Origin of the sequence: Campylobacter sp. RM16189 (genome assembly GCF_012978815.1) — a bacterium.
Taxonomy (GTDB): Bacteria; Campylobacterota; Campylobacteria; order Campylobacterales; family Campylobacteraceae; genus Campylobacter_A.
On the sequence record NZ_LIWR01000044.1, the window covers coordinates 228,634 to 243,254 of the forward strand.

14 protein-coding genes are annotated in these 14,621 nt (G+C 38.3%); 5 read left to right on the forward strand and 9 right to left on the reverse strand.

Annotation, left to right across the window (positions count from 1 at the left end; genetic code table 11):
• Positions 1-116: 116 nt before the first annotated feature.
• Positions 117-1,790, forward strand: a complete 1,674-nt coding sequence (gene ilvD / locus CDOM16189_RS09445; protein ID WP_169975189.1) for a dihydroxy-acid dehydratase — start codon at positions 117-119, stop codon at positions 1,788-1,790.
• A 15-nt stretch (positions 1,791-1,805) separates the two neighbouring features.
• The gene (locus CDOM16189_RS09450; protein WP_170000994.1) at positions 1,806-2,621 is read left to right on the forward strand and encodes a tetratricopeptide repeat protein; all 816 of its coding nucleotides are present in this window, start codon (positions 1,806-1,808) and stop codon (positions 2,619-2,621) included.
• Between the two features lie 69 nt (positions 2,622-2,690).
• On the opposite strand, the gene CDOM16189_RS09455 is transcribed toward CDOM16189_RS09450, so the two are convergent.
• Genes CDOM16189_RS09455 through CDOM16189_RS09470 form a run of 4 tightly spaced genes read right to left on the reverse strand, consistent with a single transcriptional unit; the run spans position 2,691 to position 5,707 of the window.
• Positions 2,691-2,834, reverse strand: coding sequence for a hypothetical protein (locus tag CDOM16189_RS09455; protein ID WP_169975185.1), 144 nt, complete (start codon positions 2,832-2,834; stop codon positions 2,691-2,693).
• Positions 2,835-2,843: 9 nt separating this feature from the next.
• Positions 2,844-3,968 (reverse strand): cytochrome d ubiquinol oxidase subunit II, encoded by a 1,125-nt coding sequence (locus CDOM16189_RS09460; protein WP_170000995.1) that lies wholly within the window; start codon positions 3,966-3,968, stop codon positions 2,844-2,846.
• Positions 3,961-5,490, reverse strand: a complete 1,530-nt coding sequence (locus CDOM16189_RS09465) for a cytochrome ubiquinol oxidase subunit I (protein ID WP_169975181.1) — start codon at positions 5,488-5,490, stop codon at positions 3,961-3,963. The genes CDOM16189_RS09460 and CDOM16189_RS09465 overlap by 8 nt, the downstream gene beginning before the upstream one ends.
• Position 5,491: 1 nt before the next feature.
• Positions 5,492-5,707, reverse strand: coding sequence for a DUF4492 domain-containing protein (locus CDOM16189_RS09470; protein WP_169975179.1), 216 nt, complete (start codon positions 5,705-5,707; stop codon positions 5,492-5,494).
• A gap of 137 nt (positions 5,708-5,844) precedes the next feature.
• Here CDOM16189_RS09470 and pyrG point away from each other — a divergent pair, with 137 nt between their 5' ends.
• The 3 genes from pyrG to CDOM16189_RS09485 all read left to right on the forward strand — a co-directional run bounded on the left by pyrG (position 5,845) and on the right by CDOM16189_RS09485 (position 9,491).
• On the forward strand, positions 5,845-7,503 hold the full coding sequence (gene pyrG / locus CDOM16189_RS09475) for a CTP synthase (protein ID WP_169975177.1): 1,659 nt from the start codon (positions 5,845-5,847) through the stop codon (positions 7,501-7,503).
• Positions 7,493-9,064: a single-stranded-DNA-specific exonuclease RecJ gene (gene recJ / locus CDOM16189_RS09480; RefSeq protein WP_169975175.1), complete on the forward strand. Its 1,572-nt coding sequence runs from the start codon at positions 7,493-7,495 to the stop codon at positions 9,062-9,064. The genes pyrG and recJ overlap by 11 nt, the downstream gene beginning before the upstream one ends.
• Positions 9,065-9,170: 106 nt before the next feature.
• Positions 9,171-9,491, forward strand: a complete 321-nt coding sequence (locus CDOM16189_RS09485) for a hypothetical protein (RefSeq protein ID WP_169975173.1) — start codon at positions 9,171-9,173, stop codon at positions 9,489-9,491.
• Positions 9,492-9,515: 24 nt separating this feature from the next.
• On the opposite strand, the gene CDOM16189_RS09490 is transcribed toward CDOM16189_RS09485, so the two are convergent.
• From CDOM16189_RS09490 to CDOM16189_RS09510, 5 genes are all read right to left on the reverse strand, one after another.
• The gene (locus tag CDOM16189_RS09490; protein WP_169975171.1) at positions 9,516-10,541 is read right to left on the reverse strand and encodes an LLM class flavin-dependent oxidoreductase; all 1,026 of its coding nucleotides are present in this window, start codon (positions 10,539-10,541) and stop codon (positions 9,516-9,518) included.
• 3 nt (positions 10,542-10,544) lie between these two features.
• Positions 10,545-11,177 (reverse strand): protein-L-isoaspartate(D-aspartate) O-methyltransferase, encoded by a 633-nt coding sequence (locus CDOM16189_RS09495; protein WP_169975169.1) that lies wholly within the window; start codon positions 11,175-11,177, stop codon positions 10,545-10,547.
• Between the two features lie 3 nt (positions 11,178-11,180).
• Complete coding sequence (locus CDOM16189_RS09500) at positions 11,181-11,897, reverse strand: carbon-nitrogen hydrolase family protein (RefSeq protein WP_169975167.1); 717 nt, start codon at positions 11,895-11,897, stop codon at positions 11,181-11,183.
• Entirely contained in the window at positions 11,884-12,906 is a 1,023-nt protein-coding gene (locus CDOM16189_RS09505) for a ribonucleotide-diphosphate reductase subunit beta (RefSeq protein ID WP_169975165.1), read from the reverse strand. The genes CDOM16189_RS09500 and CDOM16189_RS09505 overlap by 14 nt, the downstream gene beginning before the upstream one ends.
• Positions 12,907-12,990: 84 nt before the next feature.
• The gene (locus CDOM16189_RS09510; RefSeq protein ID WP_169975163.1) at positions 12,991-14,619 is read right to left on the reverse strand and encodes a flagellar hook protein FlgE; all 1,629 of its coding nucleotides are present in this window, start codon (positions 14,617-14,619) and stop codon (positions 12,991-12,993) included.
• Between the last annotated feature and the right edge of the window lie 2 nt (positions 14,620-14,621).

Here is a 14,621-nt window from a genome sequence, read left to right on the forward strand (position 1 = left end):
ATAAATTTGAACAATAATTTATGTAAAAAAACATATTTCAAGCAAGGCAAGATTATTTTATACCTATATAATCAAATAATTGATAAAATCTATAAAATTTTACTAAAAGGAAAGACATGAGAAGCGATATCATAAAAAAAGGCTACACAAGAGCGCCTCATCGCTCGCTTTTACGCGCTACTGGGCTTAAAGACGAAGATTTTGATAAGCCGTTTATCGGCATCGCAAACAGCTTTATCGAGATAATTCCCGGGCATTTTTTCCTAAATCGCTACTCTGAAATTTTAAAAGACGAAATTCGTAAAAACGGCTGTGTGCCGTTTGAATTTAACTGCATAGGCGTAGATGACGGTATCGCGATGGGGCATGGCGGTATGCTTTATAGCTTGCCAAGCCGCGAGATCATAGCAAATTCGGTTGAAACGGTTATGAATGCGCACGCACTTGACGCACTTGTTTGTATGCCAAACTGCGACAAGATCGTGCCTGGAATGGTTATGGGCGCACTTAGAGTAAATGTACCGACCGTATTTGTAAGCGGCGGACCGATGAAAAAGGGCTACACTAAAGACGGACGCCCGATTGATCTTGCTACGGCGTTTGAAGCAGTGGGCAAATTTGAGACCAAAGAGATAAGCGAAGCCGAGTTAAAAGATATCGAGTGTAACGCCTGTCCTAGCGGTGGAAGTTGTAGCGGAATGTTTACGGCAAACTCCATGAATACGCTTTGCGAGGCGATGGGTATAGCGCTAAGCGGCAACGGCACGATACTGGCTCTTACACCTGAGCGAGAAGAGCTCGTGCGAAAAGCGGCGCGTAGAATTTGCGAGATCGCGCTTGATGAGAGATTTAAAATTCGCAACATCCTAAACGCAAAAGCCGTTAGAAACGCACTTGTAGTTGATATGGCGATGGGCGGAAGCAGTAATACCGTGCTTCATATGCTTGCTATCGCGCGTGAAGCAGGAGTAGATCTGCAAATTTCAGAGCTAAATGAAATAAGCTCAAACATCGCTCACATAGCCAAGATAAGCCCAAGCTTGCCAAACGTGCATATGGAAGATGTGGGGCGAGCTGGCGGTATGAACGCCGTGATAAAGGAAATTTCACGCCGCGATAACGGAATGCTGTACTTAGAAAATTTAACCGTTTCGGGCGAAACCTTAGGCGAGCGCGTGGGGCTTAGCGAGATAAAAGATGAAAGCGTGATTCATAAAGTCGAAAATGCCTATTCACAAGTTGGCGGGCTGGCGATTTTGTTTGGAAATTTAGCCGAGCAAGGATGTGTGATAAAGACGGCAGGCATCGTGGGAGAGCGTAAATTTAGCGGTAAGGCGGTTTGTTTTAACTCTCAAGATGAGGCGATAGAGGGGATTTCAAGCGGTAAAGTAAATAAGGGTGACGTGGTCGTCATACGATACGAAGGTCCGCGCGGAGGACCCGGAATGCAAGAGATGCTAAGCCCTACTAGCCTAATAATGGGTCGCGGGCTTGGTGCGGACGTGGCGCTGATAACGGACGGACGCTTTAGCGGTGCAACAAGAGGACTGAGCATAGGGCACGTAAGCCCCGAAGCTGCTGAAGGCGGTATGATAGGACTACTTCGTGACGGCGATATAATCGATATAGACGTCGATACTTATAGTATAAATGTGCGCTTAGACGAGGCTGAAATTTTACGTCGTCGCGCAGAATTTACGCCGCTTGAAAAGGAGCTAAATTCTCGCTGGTTAAGACAATATCGCAAGCTTGTGACAAATGCGAGCAGCGGAGCGATTTTGGAAGCTTAAATTTGGAAGATGTATATGAAAATTTTAGTAGTGTTTTTAAGCTTTTTTGCAATACTTCTGGCAAATGAATGCGTTGATGCAAGTAGTTGTTTTGAAGAGGGTAGCAAGGCGGCATTTTCAGGAGATTATATGCTATCTAATAAATTTTATAAAAAAGCTTGTGAAATGGGGCATCAGGGTGCTTGTGAAAGAATGAAAGAGTATGAGGACAAAAAAGAGGCGATAAATATGCAAGTCTCTGCTGAGCAGTTTAATATAGTTAAAAAATCCTGTGAAGGCGGAGATGTAAAACAGTGTGAGAGCTTGGCTACATTTTATATGTCCGGAAAAGGAACAAAACAAGATTATAAGTCAGCTTATGAGATAGCTAAGAGTTGGTGCGATAAGGGAGAGGCGAAATTTTGTACTCTTGCAGGAATGCTTAATGATGATGGAGTTCTTGGTGAGGCTAATTATCAAGAGGCTATGAAGTATTATGAAAAGGCTTGTGAAAAGCTAGATGCTCAAGCTTGTACAAATTTAGGTCTTATCTATATCTCTGGGCGTGGTGTGAGCGCCGATATGAATCTTGGAGTATCTTATGTCAACAAAGGCTGCGAGAATGGCGATGTAAATGGCTGTGTGGTGCTTGGAGAATTTTACTTCAAAAATAAAGATTACGATAAGGCTAAGCCGTATTTAAAGGCTACTTGCGAGAATGGAAACGGCGTTTCTTGCATGTATATGGGTATAGCCTTGATGCCAAAGGATTTTAGGGGTCAAATAAGCGTAGAGGCCGCTGCATACTTCGATAGAGCTTGTAAGCTAGGTATTAAAGAGGGGTGTTTGTAAATTAGCATTTGTTAGTTAAAATTTATAGGCGAAACTTAACGCCTATAAATTTGATTATAAGATATTATTTTAATTGCTCTTCTTTTCTTCTTCTAAATTTTCAAAGTATCTTTCAGGGTATTTTTCAACCTGATTTACATTTAAAAGTACGAATTTGTAGCTCAAAAAAAGAGCAAGTATCCAAAGAAAAAAGAAAATAATTGCAGTTGTCATATTTGTTCCTTAGTATGCGTGGTGATCGTTTTTGATCTCATCTTGAGTGATTTTGCGACTATCTATAGCTCTCCAAACCACAAAGATATATGCCAATACAAATGGCACAATAAGACTTACGTAAGCCATCACTCCAAGAGTGTAGTGGCTAGAGCTTGCATTCTTTATAGTTAGCGAGCTTTGCAAATTTGAAAAAGACGGATAAAAGGCCGTATTATTTAACCCCGCTATCAAAAATAGCCCCATTACTACAAATACTACTCCGATTCCGTAAGGAACTACTCCGTAAATGCTTTTAGTAAATGCGCCTTTATAAATTCCATATAGCACAAGTCCAAGTCCTATTAACATTATAAGAGTAACGATTGGCATTTTTACTAAATTTAGAGCGTATTTAAAGCCTACTAGACTTACTATGCCTTCTGCATCATATTCAAAGCCTGTTTTTGTAAATATCCAGATTATAAACATTAAGAAAAATGGTAGGAACAAAATAGTATTTTTTAGAACAGCTTTTCTGGCTTTTGCTCTAAAATTTTCATCCGAGATATTATTGATTAGATATAAAGCCCCGCCTACGCGAGATAGGAAAAACATCGCAATTCCAAGGGGATAGAGTAGGGGATTGGCAAGTGCCTCAAGACCTCTATATGGAGTTTTCCACTCCACGAAGTTATGCTCGCCTAGTGTAAAGTCGCTTCCTGAAAAAAATGTGCTAACGGCCATTCCTATTAAAATAACTCCAAGCGAGCCGTTTGTATAAAGAAAAATTTCATAAGTTTTTTGACCTAAAAAATTGTCCGGTTTTTTTCTATACTCGTAACTAACGGCTTGCAAAATAAAGCAAAATAAAATTGCCAGCCACACCCAATACGCCCCACCAAAGCTAGTAGCATAAAAGAGCGGAAATGCAGCAAAGCATGCTCCTCCGAACATGACAAGGGTAGTAAATGTAAGCTCCCATTTGCGACCCACGGAATTTATTATCATGTCTTTTTCTATTTCGCTCTTAGGCAGCCCAAATATGAGTGTTTGCCCGCCCTGAACAAACATCATAAACACCAAAAGCCCGCCTAGCAAGCTAACTATAACCCACCAATAAATTTGAAGTATTTCGTGTGATAAACTAAGCATGGCTTTCAAATCCTATCTTTATTTGTTTTAACATTATTTTTATCTCGGCTATCAATAGTGCCGTGAAAAGTATCGCAAATAGCGTAAATGAGATTTTGACATTTACACTACCTAAATTTGTAGCACCTACGCCTACCGTCATCAGATCTTGTATAGCCCACGGCTGACGCCCGACTTCGGCTACTATCCATCCAGCTTCTGCTGCGATATACCCAAGAGGAATAGTCCATACGCATATCCAAAGAAGCTTTTTGAAGCTTTCGATATTATTTGCCATACATAGATACATAACTACGAAAAATAGAGCTATAAAGTATGTGCCAAGCATAACCATAATTCTAAAGCTGTAAAAGGTCAATGCTACAGGAGGCACAGCATCTGTCGGTTTTTCTAGATATCCGTAGCCTAAGAAATTCATATTGGCTTCAAGAAGATTTTGCGCTTTCGCCATAGCTTCTTTATCGCCTGCCTTTTTAGCCTCTTGATATGTTCTTAGTGCGTCTACGGCGATCTTACCCTTTGTCATCTTGCTACTTACGCTCTCTATATTACGCTTTTCATTTCCAAAAACTAAATCGTCAATACCGGGAATAAAAGCGTTTATATCTCTTTTGCCTATAAGCGAGAGCATATAAGGTATCTCTACGTCAAACATAAAAGGACTTTGTCCGTCTCCTGGTTGTTTGTCTGGCTTAAGCATTCCAAACATCACAAGTCCTTGTCTGCTATCTCCCTCGTAAAGTCCTTCCATGGCCGCAAGCTTCATCGGTTGAGTTCTGGTTACTTGAAATCCGCTCTCGTCACCGCTAAATAGCAAGAATAAAGAAGTTACAAGGCCAAAGCTCGCCGCTACTATCATGCTTTTTTTAGCCATTATAATATGTCTTCCTTTTAGGATAAACCAGGCTGAAATTCCTATCACAAATAGAGCCGAGATAACATATCCGCTTGTTACTGTGTGTAAAAATTTAATAATTCCAACAGGACTTAATGCCACTTCAAAGAAGTTTTGCATCTCCATTCTTGCGGTGTCCGGATTAAATTTCATCCCTATTGGATACTGCATCCAACCGTTTGCTATCAAAATCCAAAGTGCGCTTAAATTTGATCCTATAGCCACAAGCCATGTTGAGATTAGGTGAAATTTTTTGCTAACTTTATCCCAACCAAAGAACATAACCGCAAAAAATGTACTTTCAAGGAAGAATGCCAAAAGTCCTTCTATAGCAAGCGGTGCACCGAATATATCGCCTACGAACCAGCTATAGTTCGCCCAGTTTGTACCGAATTCAAACTCCATGATGATACCAGTCGCAACACCTATTGCAAAATTTATTGCAAAAAGTTTAAGCCAAAATTTAGTTATATGCTTCCACTGCTCATTTCCGGTTTTGACATAAATACTCTCCATAATAGCTATGATAAAGCTAAGTCCTAATGTCAGAGGAACGAACAGGAAGTGATAGATAGCAGTTAGTGCAAACTGCGCTCTAGACCAATCGACAGATGCTAATTCGGACATTTTATTCCTTTGTTAAATTTAATATAACGAAGTCAGCCTTTTCTTCGTTTGTATTAAATTTTGTATTTAAATTTTCATCAAAGATAAAGACTTTAAGTATCCCAAACATTATTACAAGTTTTATCGCTATAAGAAGCCATAAACTCTTGCCAAGCCTCATATTCTTAAAGCCGTCTATATATAGTTCGGAGATATTTTTAAGGTATTTTTTAATCATAATATTAGATTTTATAATAAATTAACTTAAAAAATAATTTTAAATTTTAATTCAAAATCAAATTATAAGCTCTCAACCAATTATAAATTTTAAAAAGCTATAATTTGTCATTAAAATAAAAATTTAGAGGAAATTTAATGGATGAGGTAAATAAAAAAGCTCAAGATTCTCAAACCAAGTATATTTTTATAACTGGTGGCGTTTTGAGTTCTCTTGGAAAGGGTATTGCGGCGGCAAGTATTGCAACCTTGCTTAAAAATACGGGATTAAAAGTAAGTATGCTCAAAGCGGATCCTTATATCAACGTAGACCCCGGCACTATGAGCCCTCTTGAGCATGGAGAGGTTTTTGTAACTGATGACGGTGCAGAGACCGATCTTGATCTGGGTCATTATGAGAGATTTTTGGATAAGAGTCTTAGTCAGGATAATAGCTTTACTACTGGTAGAGTATATAGCTCGGTTATCGAAAAAGAGCGCAGAGGCGATTATAAGGGCAAAACTATTCAAGTTATTCCTCATATCGTGGGTGAAATTGTAGAGCGTATCAAAAAGGCTGGCAGAGGACAAGATATCTTAATAGTAGAGATCGGCGGAACCGTAGGAGATATAGAAGGACTACCTTTTTTAGAGGCGATTCGAGCTCTACGTATAGAAGCAGGCAGAAAGAATGCGATGAATATTCATCTAACTCTTGTGCCTTTTATTAAAGTTGCGGGAGAGCTTAAAACCAAACCTACTCAGCATAGCGTAGGAGAGCTAAGGCGTATAGGAATAAGTCCTGATATGATAATTTGCAGAAGCGAGCAGCCTTTAAATCGTGATCTTAAAGATAAGATAGCATCAAGTTGCGGAGTCGAGAGAAATTGCGTTATAGAAAGTCTTGATGCGCTTAGTATATATCAAGTGCCACTAGCGTTTTTAAAGCAAGACATTCTAACTCCTATTGCCGAACTTTTAGAGCTTGGAGATCTTAAAGTCAATATGGAGACTTGGGATAGCTTAGTAAAGCGAATAATAGCTCCTACCAAAGAGACTGCTATAGCCTTTGTAGGTAAATACGTAGATCTTAAAGAGAGTTATAAGAGTCTTACCGAGAGCATTATCCATGCGGGTGCGAATTTAGACACTAGAGTAAATTTAAAATGGATAGATAGCGAAAAAATAGAGTCTGAAAATGTCGATGAGCTATTAAGGGATGTCGATGGAGTATTGGTTGCCGGAGGATTTGGTGAACGCGGTATAAGCGGCAAGATAGAGGCTATTAAATTTGCTCGTGAACATAAAATTCCATACCTTGGAATTTGCCTTGGCATGCAGCTTGCAATGATAGAATTTGCTAAAAACGTGCTTCATTTAGAAGATGCAAATTCGGTCGAATTTAATCAAGAGTGTACAAATCCTATAATCTACCTTATCGATAGCTTTATCGATGCAAATGGAGAAAAGCAGATTAGGACCTATCAGACCCCAATAGGCGGCACTATGAGGCTTGGGGCTTATACTTGCGATATTAAGCCAAATTCGCTTTTGAGTAAAATTTATTCAGGCTCAAAACAAGTAAAAGAGCGTCATCGACATCGCTACGAGGCAAATCCTAAATATAGGGCGGAGTTTGAAGGTGCTGGAATGATAGTAAGTGGTGAGAGCGAGGGGCTAATAGAGGCTATAGAACTAAACTCGCATCCATGGTTTTTAGGCGTACAGTTTCACCCGGAGTTTACATCTCGCCTTGTAAAACCAAATCCCGTGATTTTAAGTTTTATTGATGCGTCAATAAAAAATCATGTTGAGTAAGAGTGATATTAGGGAGTTACTGAATCAAAGATTTAGCAAGGATTTGCACAAAAGGCTTTCAGAAATTCCCATGCCCTGCATGCTTAAAGATATTTACAAGGGTGCAAATCGCATAAAAGAGGCGATTGAAAATAGAGAGAAAATTGTCATAGTGGGTGACTATGATGTGGATGGTGTAGTTTCTAGTGTAATAATGGCCGAGTTTTTCGATGATTTAGGAGTAAGCGATTATTTTGTGCGTATTCCAAATCGATTTAGCGACGGATATGGATTAAACGGTCAAATTGTCGAAGAACTAAAAGACGTAAATCTTATTATTACAGTAGATAACGGAATATCGGCAAATGAAGCTGCTGAAATTTGTAAAAAACGTGGAATCGATCTTATTATAACAGATCATCATATGCCGCCTGAGGTTTTACCTGAGGCTTATGCGATAATTAATCCAAAGCAGAAGGATTGCGCCTTTCCTAATATAGAAATTTGCGGTGCGCAAGTGGCTTGGTATATGGTAGGTGCGCTAAAAGATGTGTTAAAAATAGAGTATGATATGGCCAAATTTTTAGATCTTTTAGCTATCGCGATAATTGCCGATATGATGGAGCTTAGGGATATGAACCGTATGCTTGTGCGTCTTGGAGTTAATAAATTAAATAGCTCGGATCGTGCCGCATTTACCGCTATTAAGCAATTTTACGGGAAAGAGAAATTTGAGTGCGATGATATAAGTTTTTTAATAGCTCCGCTTATAAATGCATCAGGTAGAATGGATGATGCGATAAATTCTTTTAATTTTTTGCATACAAAAAACATAGATAAGGCAAATGATTATCTTGACATGATAGTTGAATTTAATAATTCTAGAAAAGAGGAGGAGCGCACACTCTATGAGAGTTCTTTAAAGGATGTTAGCCATGAGGATCGCATCATAGTAACATGGGGTAAGGATTGGCATGAGGGTGTTATAGGTATCGTCGCAAGTCGTCTTGCTAAGCACTTTAAAAGACCCGCTATAGTATTTAGTATAGATGAAAATCGTGCAAAGGGTAGCGCAAGAAGTGTCGGAAAGCTCGATATTTTATCTTTAATAGCTCAGCACGAGAACTTGCTTGACGGATATGGCGGTCACAAAGGCGCAGCAGGTATCGTTATAGATCCAAATAATCTAGAGGCTTTTAAAATGGCTATAAACCAAACTTGTTTTTTGATGGATATACATGAATTTATAAATTCCGATGAGCTTTTAGGAGAGATAGATGCAAACGAGATTGATTTCGAGCTGCTTGAAATTTTAGAGTATTTTGAGCCTTACGGACAAAAAAATCCTCGTCCTTTATTTAGATTAAATGGAGTCTCGGTAAAAAATCATAAACTAATAGGCAGAGAACAAAATCACTTAAAACTTATATTACAAAAGGATAACAAATGCCTTGAGGCGTTGTTTTTTAACTTTACAAGACATCCTCATATAGGTGATAGTATCGATATAGTGGTATCTATATCTAAAAATTCCTTTAGAGGGCTTGTGACACCTCAGCTTTTGGTAAAAGAGATTGTTTAGATTAAGTAAATTTAATAAAGGATAAGAGATTAAAAAATATATTTTTGTTTTATCTGCTATATTTTTGAGTATTTCCAATTTATTTGCATCTTGCGAAAGTGGCCAGATGAAAGAGCTTTTAAAGATATTAAATAAAAATACTCCTCAAAAAATAGATCATCTGACCACTTTTACTCGCGCTATTTGCGAGAATGGAAATATTGTTTTTATTAATGAATTAAACAATGCAGAGGGAATTAAGTTTGATAAATTTGATAAAACCCAAATTCCTATTTTTAAAAACATTCAACATAGAGTGCTTAAGAGTCTTTATTGTGATTCGCTAACAGAGCTTCATGAGCTTACAAGCAGTATAATTTGGAGATATAATTTAGGCGATAAAAAATTCACAGAATTTGAGTTTAAAAAATCTGATTGCAAAAGGTAAAATTTTTAAATTTTACCTTTTGGTTTATATATTTTCGTTATCTACTTGAGCGCGTATTTTATTTACAAATTCATCCAGTTGTCTTATATTTTCGGCCTCGCTTACTCCTAGTGGCTTAAGTGCTATATGGACATTTTTTATTATTTTTTTAATCTCAAGAGATTTTTTTATGCAGGTTTGCGGATCTCCTATTATTCCGTTTTTAAAGAATTTTTCTCCGTCAAAGAAATAATCTCTCTCTTTAATAATATCTTCGTATTTTGACCTATCGAAATTTGGAGATTTATTACAAGAAGATGCCGCGCGCATAGATTTTACAAAGTGATCTATCGCCGGAATAGCTCTTTCGTTCGCTTCTTCATCGCTATCTGCGGTAAAAAATGTTCTTAGTAAAACAACTTCAGGATCAAATCCGGCAATTTCTTTATATCTATTCACTACGCTTTGGCACTCATCAAGATCTACTCCTTGAGACAGTAGCAGTCCCCATCCTCTATGAGCTGCAAAATCAATCGTTTCCTTTGAAGCGAAAGTCGCTATATAGGTTGGAATATGATTTTGCAATGGTTTTGGTTCTATATCCACCTCTGAAAAACTTATGAAATCACCATTGAAACTAACGGGTCCTTTTGAATTTAGAAGTAAATTTATAGCCTCGGCACACTCTATTAGTTTTGGTCTCAAATTTTCAGTAGTTGTTTTAAAATGCTTAGAGTCAGGCGCGAAAGCCCCCTTGGCAAGACCTAAGTTTATCCGGCCATTGCTTAAAATATCTAACGTCGCCACCTCCTCGCTAAGCCTTATGGTGTTATAAAAAGGCGCCAAAAAACCAGCCATACCTAGGCGAATTTTTGTTGTCTGAGCAATAGCGTTAGCAAGTAGCAGCGATGGTGAAGGGCATAGACTAAAGTCGTTAAAATGATGCTCTGCGAACCAAGCCTCGTCCAGACCTATTTTTTCAGCATGTTTGACTAAATTTATCTGCTCTGAAATTGCCTTTTGATAGTTTTTTTCAAAATTTTCAAATAGACAAAATATTCCCCATTTCATATCTTACTCCCTACCGCTTAAAAGCGGAACAAATAGACACTCGTCAAATACGCTCTCTTGGATATTTCCGTTTATATCTTTTTGAAATTTTACTATATACTGTTTGCCGTTTTTCTTTACCGGAGCTACCAAAATACCTCTGTTTTTTAGCTGATTAAATAAATTTTGTGGCACCTCCTCGGTTGCGGCTGAGAGCATTATCCTATCATATGGCGCATAGCTTTTCCAGCCGTTATTTCCATCATCATATCTAACATGAATATTTCTAATTTTAATCTTTTCAAAGCGTGCCTTTGCCTCTAACGCAAGCTTTTCTATTCGTTCTATGCTAAAAACCCTATGGGCAAGATGAGCCAATATGGCTGCTTGATATCCGCTTCCGCAACCTACTTCTAGGACATTATCGGCGTTTTCTGCTTCAAGCGCTAGAGTCATTTTGGCTACAGTAAGAGGGGAGCTTATCCATTGATTACCGCTTATTGGTTGTGCGTCAAGCTTGTATGCGTGCGTTCTAACGGGAGCAAATATCTCTCGCGGAGTTTCGCAAAAGGCCTTGTATAGCTTTGGGGAAAGATTGACATTATCGGCAATTTCATCTGCCATATTGATACATTTTGATTTTTCTAAAGGTGTCATTTTCTATAAAATTCCTAAATTTTCTTTTATTTTTATAATTAAATTTCTATCAAATTTTGCTTTATTTTTTAGCTCGCCGGTAGGCATAAAAACGCCTGCGAATTCAAGATCAAGCGAGCTTGAGGCTACTACAAAGCAGTTATTTGCAATAGCAAGTGCTTTACAAAGGCTTATGTAGGCATCTTTGCGCTCTTTGCCCCACATTGCCGGCACAAATATTATCTCGCACTCTTTTAGCTTAGCCCATAATTCGCTAAATCTAAGTTCAAAGCAGATTAATGCGCCAAATTTTATGTCTTGAAAATTAAAATGCTCTATAGTCCTTTCATTTCCTTTGTCAAATTTTTTATCTTCTAAATTCGGTTTAAAAAGCTTGCATTTAGGCTGAGTATAAATAAGCCCGTCTTGGCTTAAAAAAGTAAATTGATTATATGATTTTTGATTTAAAGTATCTGATTTTTTGTGTTCATTGGCTAGGTATGTAAAAGTAAGGAATTTATTTTCCCCGAGAGCTCTTTGCAAATTTTGTATCAGATTTTCATTAAAGTTTTTATCAAGACCCTTAAAATCATATCCGCTTATGCAAAGTTCACTTGCTGCTATTATTGAGTTTTTAGGAGCTTCTTTTATAAAATTTATCAGTTCGTCCGTGCGCTCCTTAATACTCTTTGCCCGTAACGATACGGGCAGCAAATTTAAGTCTTCGTTAGAAGTCGTCAAAGCTTAGGCTTCCTTTTGAGTAGTTTGTGACCTTGCTTTCAAAGAAATTTGCCTTTTGATCATTAAATTGAGCAAAGTCATCGACCCATTTTATAGGGTGTTTGGCATTGTATATTCTATTTAGTCCGATAGCCACAAGGCGCTGATCTATAAGATAGTGGATATACTCTTCAATGATATCGTCCGTAAAGCCCATGATTTGATTTTGAGTGATGTATTTTCCCCACTTTATCTCAAGCTCTCCGGCCTTTTTAAACATTTCGTAAATTTTGTCCTCTATTTCAAGAGTAAATAGATCGGGCCTCTCTTTTCTAACAGAATTTATCATATTTTGGAATAGTAAAAGGTGAGTTATCTCGTCTCTTTGAATGAAGCGTATCATCTGAGCCGAACCTAGCATCTTGCCCGCTCTTGCCAGGGCATAGATTGCCGTAAATCCGCTATAAAAATAAATTCCTTCTAAAATTTGATTTGCTACCATTGCAAGTAGAAGCTTTTCATCTGTAACTTCTCCCGCAAGCTCCTCGTATACGCTTGAAATGTAATCGTTTTTCTCTCGCAAAACATCATCATATTTTTCCATTTCGTAGATGAGATCGGTGTTGTCGCAGATTGCCTCTACCATAACAGCATAGCTTTTGGAGTGGTTTGCCTCTTCGTAGGCTTGGCGAGCTAGGCAGGCGTTAATTTCTGGTGCTGTTATATATGGGTTTATGTTATCGGCTAGGTTGTTTGTCTGAAAGCTGTCCATAGAGATGAGCTGGCTCCATACCAGATCATACATCCTCTTTTCAGCCTCCGTTAGATTGTGTGCATAGTCGCGCACATCGTCTGTCGTATCAACCTCTTTTGGAAACCAGGTGTTTGCCTCCATTAGATCCCAAAGCTTAAGTGCCCATTGATATTTTGCCTTGGTGAAATTTAAAATCCCGTGAGGATTTCCGTTAAATACGCGTCTATCTGTCAATGTTTCATTGGAATTTGGGTTATAAATTCTTTTTCTATCCATAAAATTTTGCCTTAAATGTATAATAATTGATTATAAAGCGATTTTATCTAAAAGTTTTTGAAAACTACTTTAGTAAGCGCTAGACTATTGCTTTAAATTTATTGCAGTTTTTATTAGATCGTCGCTCGTGGTTATGCTTTTTGCATTTGCGTCATAGGCCTTTTGTATGGCTATTATCTCTGTTAAGGCTTGAGCGAGATTGACATTTGACATTTCAAGCATATTGCTTGCGATCTTTGATCCATAAGTTGTCTTTCCCTCCGCATCTTTATAAAATATCGCATCTCCTGAGTTTGCGCTCTTTGCGTAGACATTATCGCCTAGTTTGGTTAGTCCTTGGTCGTTTTGAAAGTGATACAGTGCAAGTTTGGCTACCGAAAGAACTCCACCGTTACTAAAGCTTGCTAAGATATTTCCGCTACTATTTGTGTGATATTCTTTTATGATTCCTTCCATTGCGCCATCTTTTTTCACAGAGAGTGTTTTGGGATTTGGAGTGCTTGTAAGCCCTGAATATCCGGCTGGAGTCTGTGAGCCAAAGTCAATTTTTAATGGTATTTCGCCGTTTTTTATATCACCTAATGTATTTTCTACTAAAGTTCCGTTTTTGCCAAAGGCTAATGTGCCTTTTGAGCTCGAAATCACGCTTTTATCAGGCGCCGTAACTGTAGCCACAGCATCCCAAATAGTTGAATTTTCCCCAGCCGAAAGGCGTTTTACAAATTCTATTGTAAGTATGTTTTTATCGCCATTTTCAGCATATAGCTCTGTTACAAATTTCTCTTGATTTGCCTTCTCTTGAGTTGTGGTAAGAGTGGCTGATATGTTAAGCGGTTTAGTTAGATCAAAGGTTGCTGGTAAAAGCTCATCTATCTTCCAGTTTCCGTCTTTGTCAATCGCGCTTATTAGTGTTGTTTTAACTCCGTTTGCATCGGTTAAATTTACCCTTACCATATTTCCTTCTTTTGGTTCAAATATGGTTTCATTCTGGTGGGTCACTTGCCCGCTTAATTTTATTCTTTTATTAGCCTCATCAACATTGCTTGTGTAGCTATTTTCATCTATCGCGACCTCTACTTGCTCTCTTATGCTCTCTGAATTCAGATTGCCTTTATAAGATACGTTTGTAGTGGCTTTAGCTGGCAAGTATAAGAAGTCAGGAAGCTTTATCTTGCCTTGAGAGCTTACGTCTCCTAAATCAAGATCGCCAAGTTCGCTTAGGGTATAGGCGTCAAGATATGGTGTAATTGAATTTGTTTTGCCAAAAATTTGAAGAGCGTTTGTACTTGGAGTCGTTTTTGTGAGGGTGTTTTGAGTACCCATTACGTATCTTCCTTCATTATCTACCAAATACCCCTCTTTATCCACACCAAACGAACCGGCTCTTGTGTAGTATGTCTCTCCGCTGCTGTCCAAAACTCCGAAAAACCCCTCGCCTTGTATAGCCATATCAAGTTTATTATCGGTAGGCATCATTGAGCCTTGCTTATAAAAGCTAAGAGCTGTGGTAGCGCCCATAGAGCCAAGCCCTACTTGATCTGTCGTAGGATTATTGCCTGCGTTGGCCACACTTTGATAAAAGGTGTTTTTAAACTCCGGAATAGAGGCGGTAAATCCCACGTTATTTATATTGGAGATATTGGTTGCCCAGACATCCATGCCAAAGCTATGGGTTTTAATCCCGCTTATACCGTTGTAAAAACCTCTTATCATGA

What these genes read in the sequence shown, in the direction of transcription:
- CDOM16189_RS09495 (WP_169975169.1), bottom strand. Translation starts at nt 11,177, where the DNA reads ATGACACCTTTAGAAAAATCAAAATGTATCAATATGGCAGATGAAATT.
- recJ (WP_169975175.1), top strand. Translation starts at nt 7,493, where the DNA reads ATGTTGAGTAAGAGTGATATTAGGGAGTTACTGAATCAAAGATTTAGC.
- ilvD (WP_169975189.1), top strand. Translation starts at nt 117, where the DNA reads ATGAGAAGCGATATCATAAAAAAAGGCTACACAAGAGCGCCTCATCGC.
- CDOM16189_RS09485 (WP_169975173.1), top strand. Translation starts at nt 9,171, where the DNA reads ATGAAAGAGCTTTTAAAGATATTAAATAAAAATACTCCTCAAAAAATA.
- pyrG (WP_169975177.1), top strand. Translation starts at nt 5,845, where the DNA reads ATGGATGAGGTAAATAAAAAAGCTCAAGATTCTCAAACCAAGTATATT.
- CDOM16189_RS09505 (WP_169975165.1), bottom strand. Translation starts at nt 12,906, where the DNA reads ATGGATAGAAAAAGAATTTATAACCCAAATTCCAATGAAACATTGACA.
- CDOM16189_RS09450 (WP_170000994.1), top strand. Translation starts at nt 1,806, where the DNA reads ATGAAAATTTTAGTAGTGTTTTTAAGCTTTTTTGCAATACTTCTGGCA.
- CDOM16189_RS09510 (WP_169975163.1), bottom strand. Translation starts at nt 14,619, where the DNA reads ATGATAAGAGGTTTTTACAACGGTATAAGCGGGATTAAAACCCATAGC.
- CDOM16189_RS09470 (WP_169975179.1), bottom strand. Translation starts at nt 5,707, where the DNA reads ATGATTAAAAAATACCTTAAAAATATCTCCGAACTATATATAGACGGC.
- CDOM16189_RS09455 (WP_169975185.1), bottom strand. Translation starts at nt 2,834, where the DNA reads ATGACAACTGCAATTATTTTCTTTTTTCTTTGGATACTTGCTCTTTTT.
- CDOM16189_RS09460 (WP_170000995.1), bottom strand. Translation starts at nt 3,968, where the DNA reads ATGCTTAGTTTATCACACGAAATACTTCAAATTTATTGGTGGGTTATA.
- CDOM16189_RS09465 (WP_169975181.1), bottom strand. Translation starts at nt 5,490, where the DNA reads ATGTCCGAATTAGCATCTGTCGATTGGTCTAGAGCGCAGTTTGCACTA.
- CDOM16189_RS09490 (WP_169975171.1), bottom strand. Translation starts at nt 10,541, where the DNA reads ATGAAATGGGGAATATTTTGTCTATTTGAAAATTTTGAAAAAAACTAT.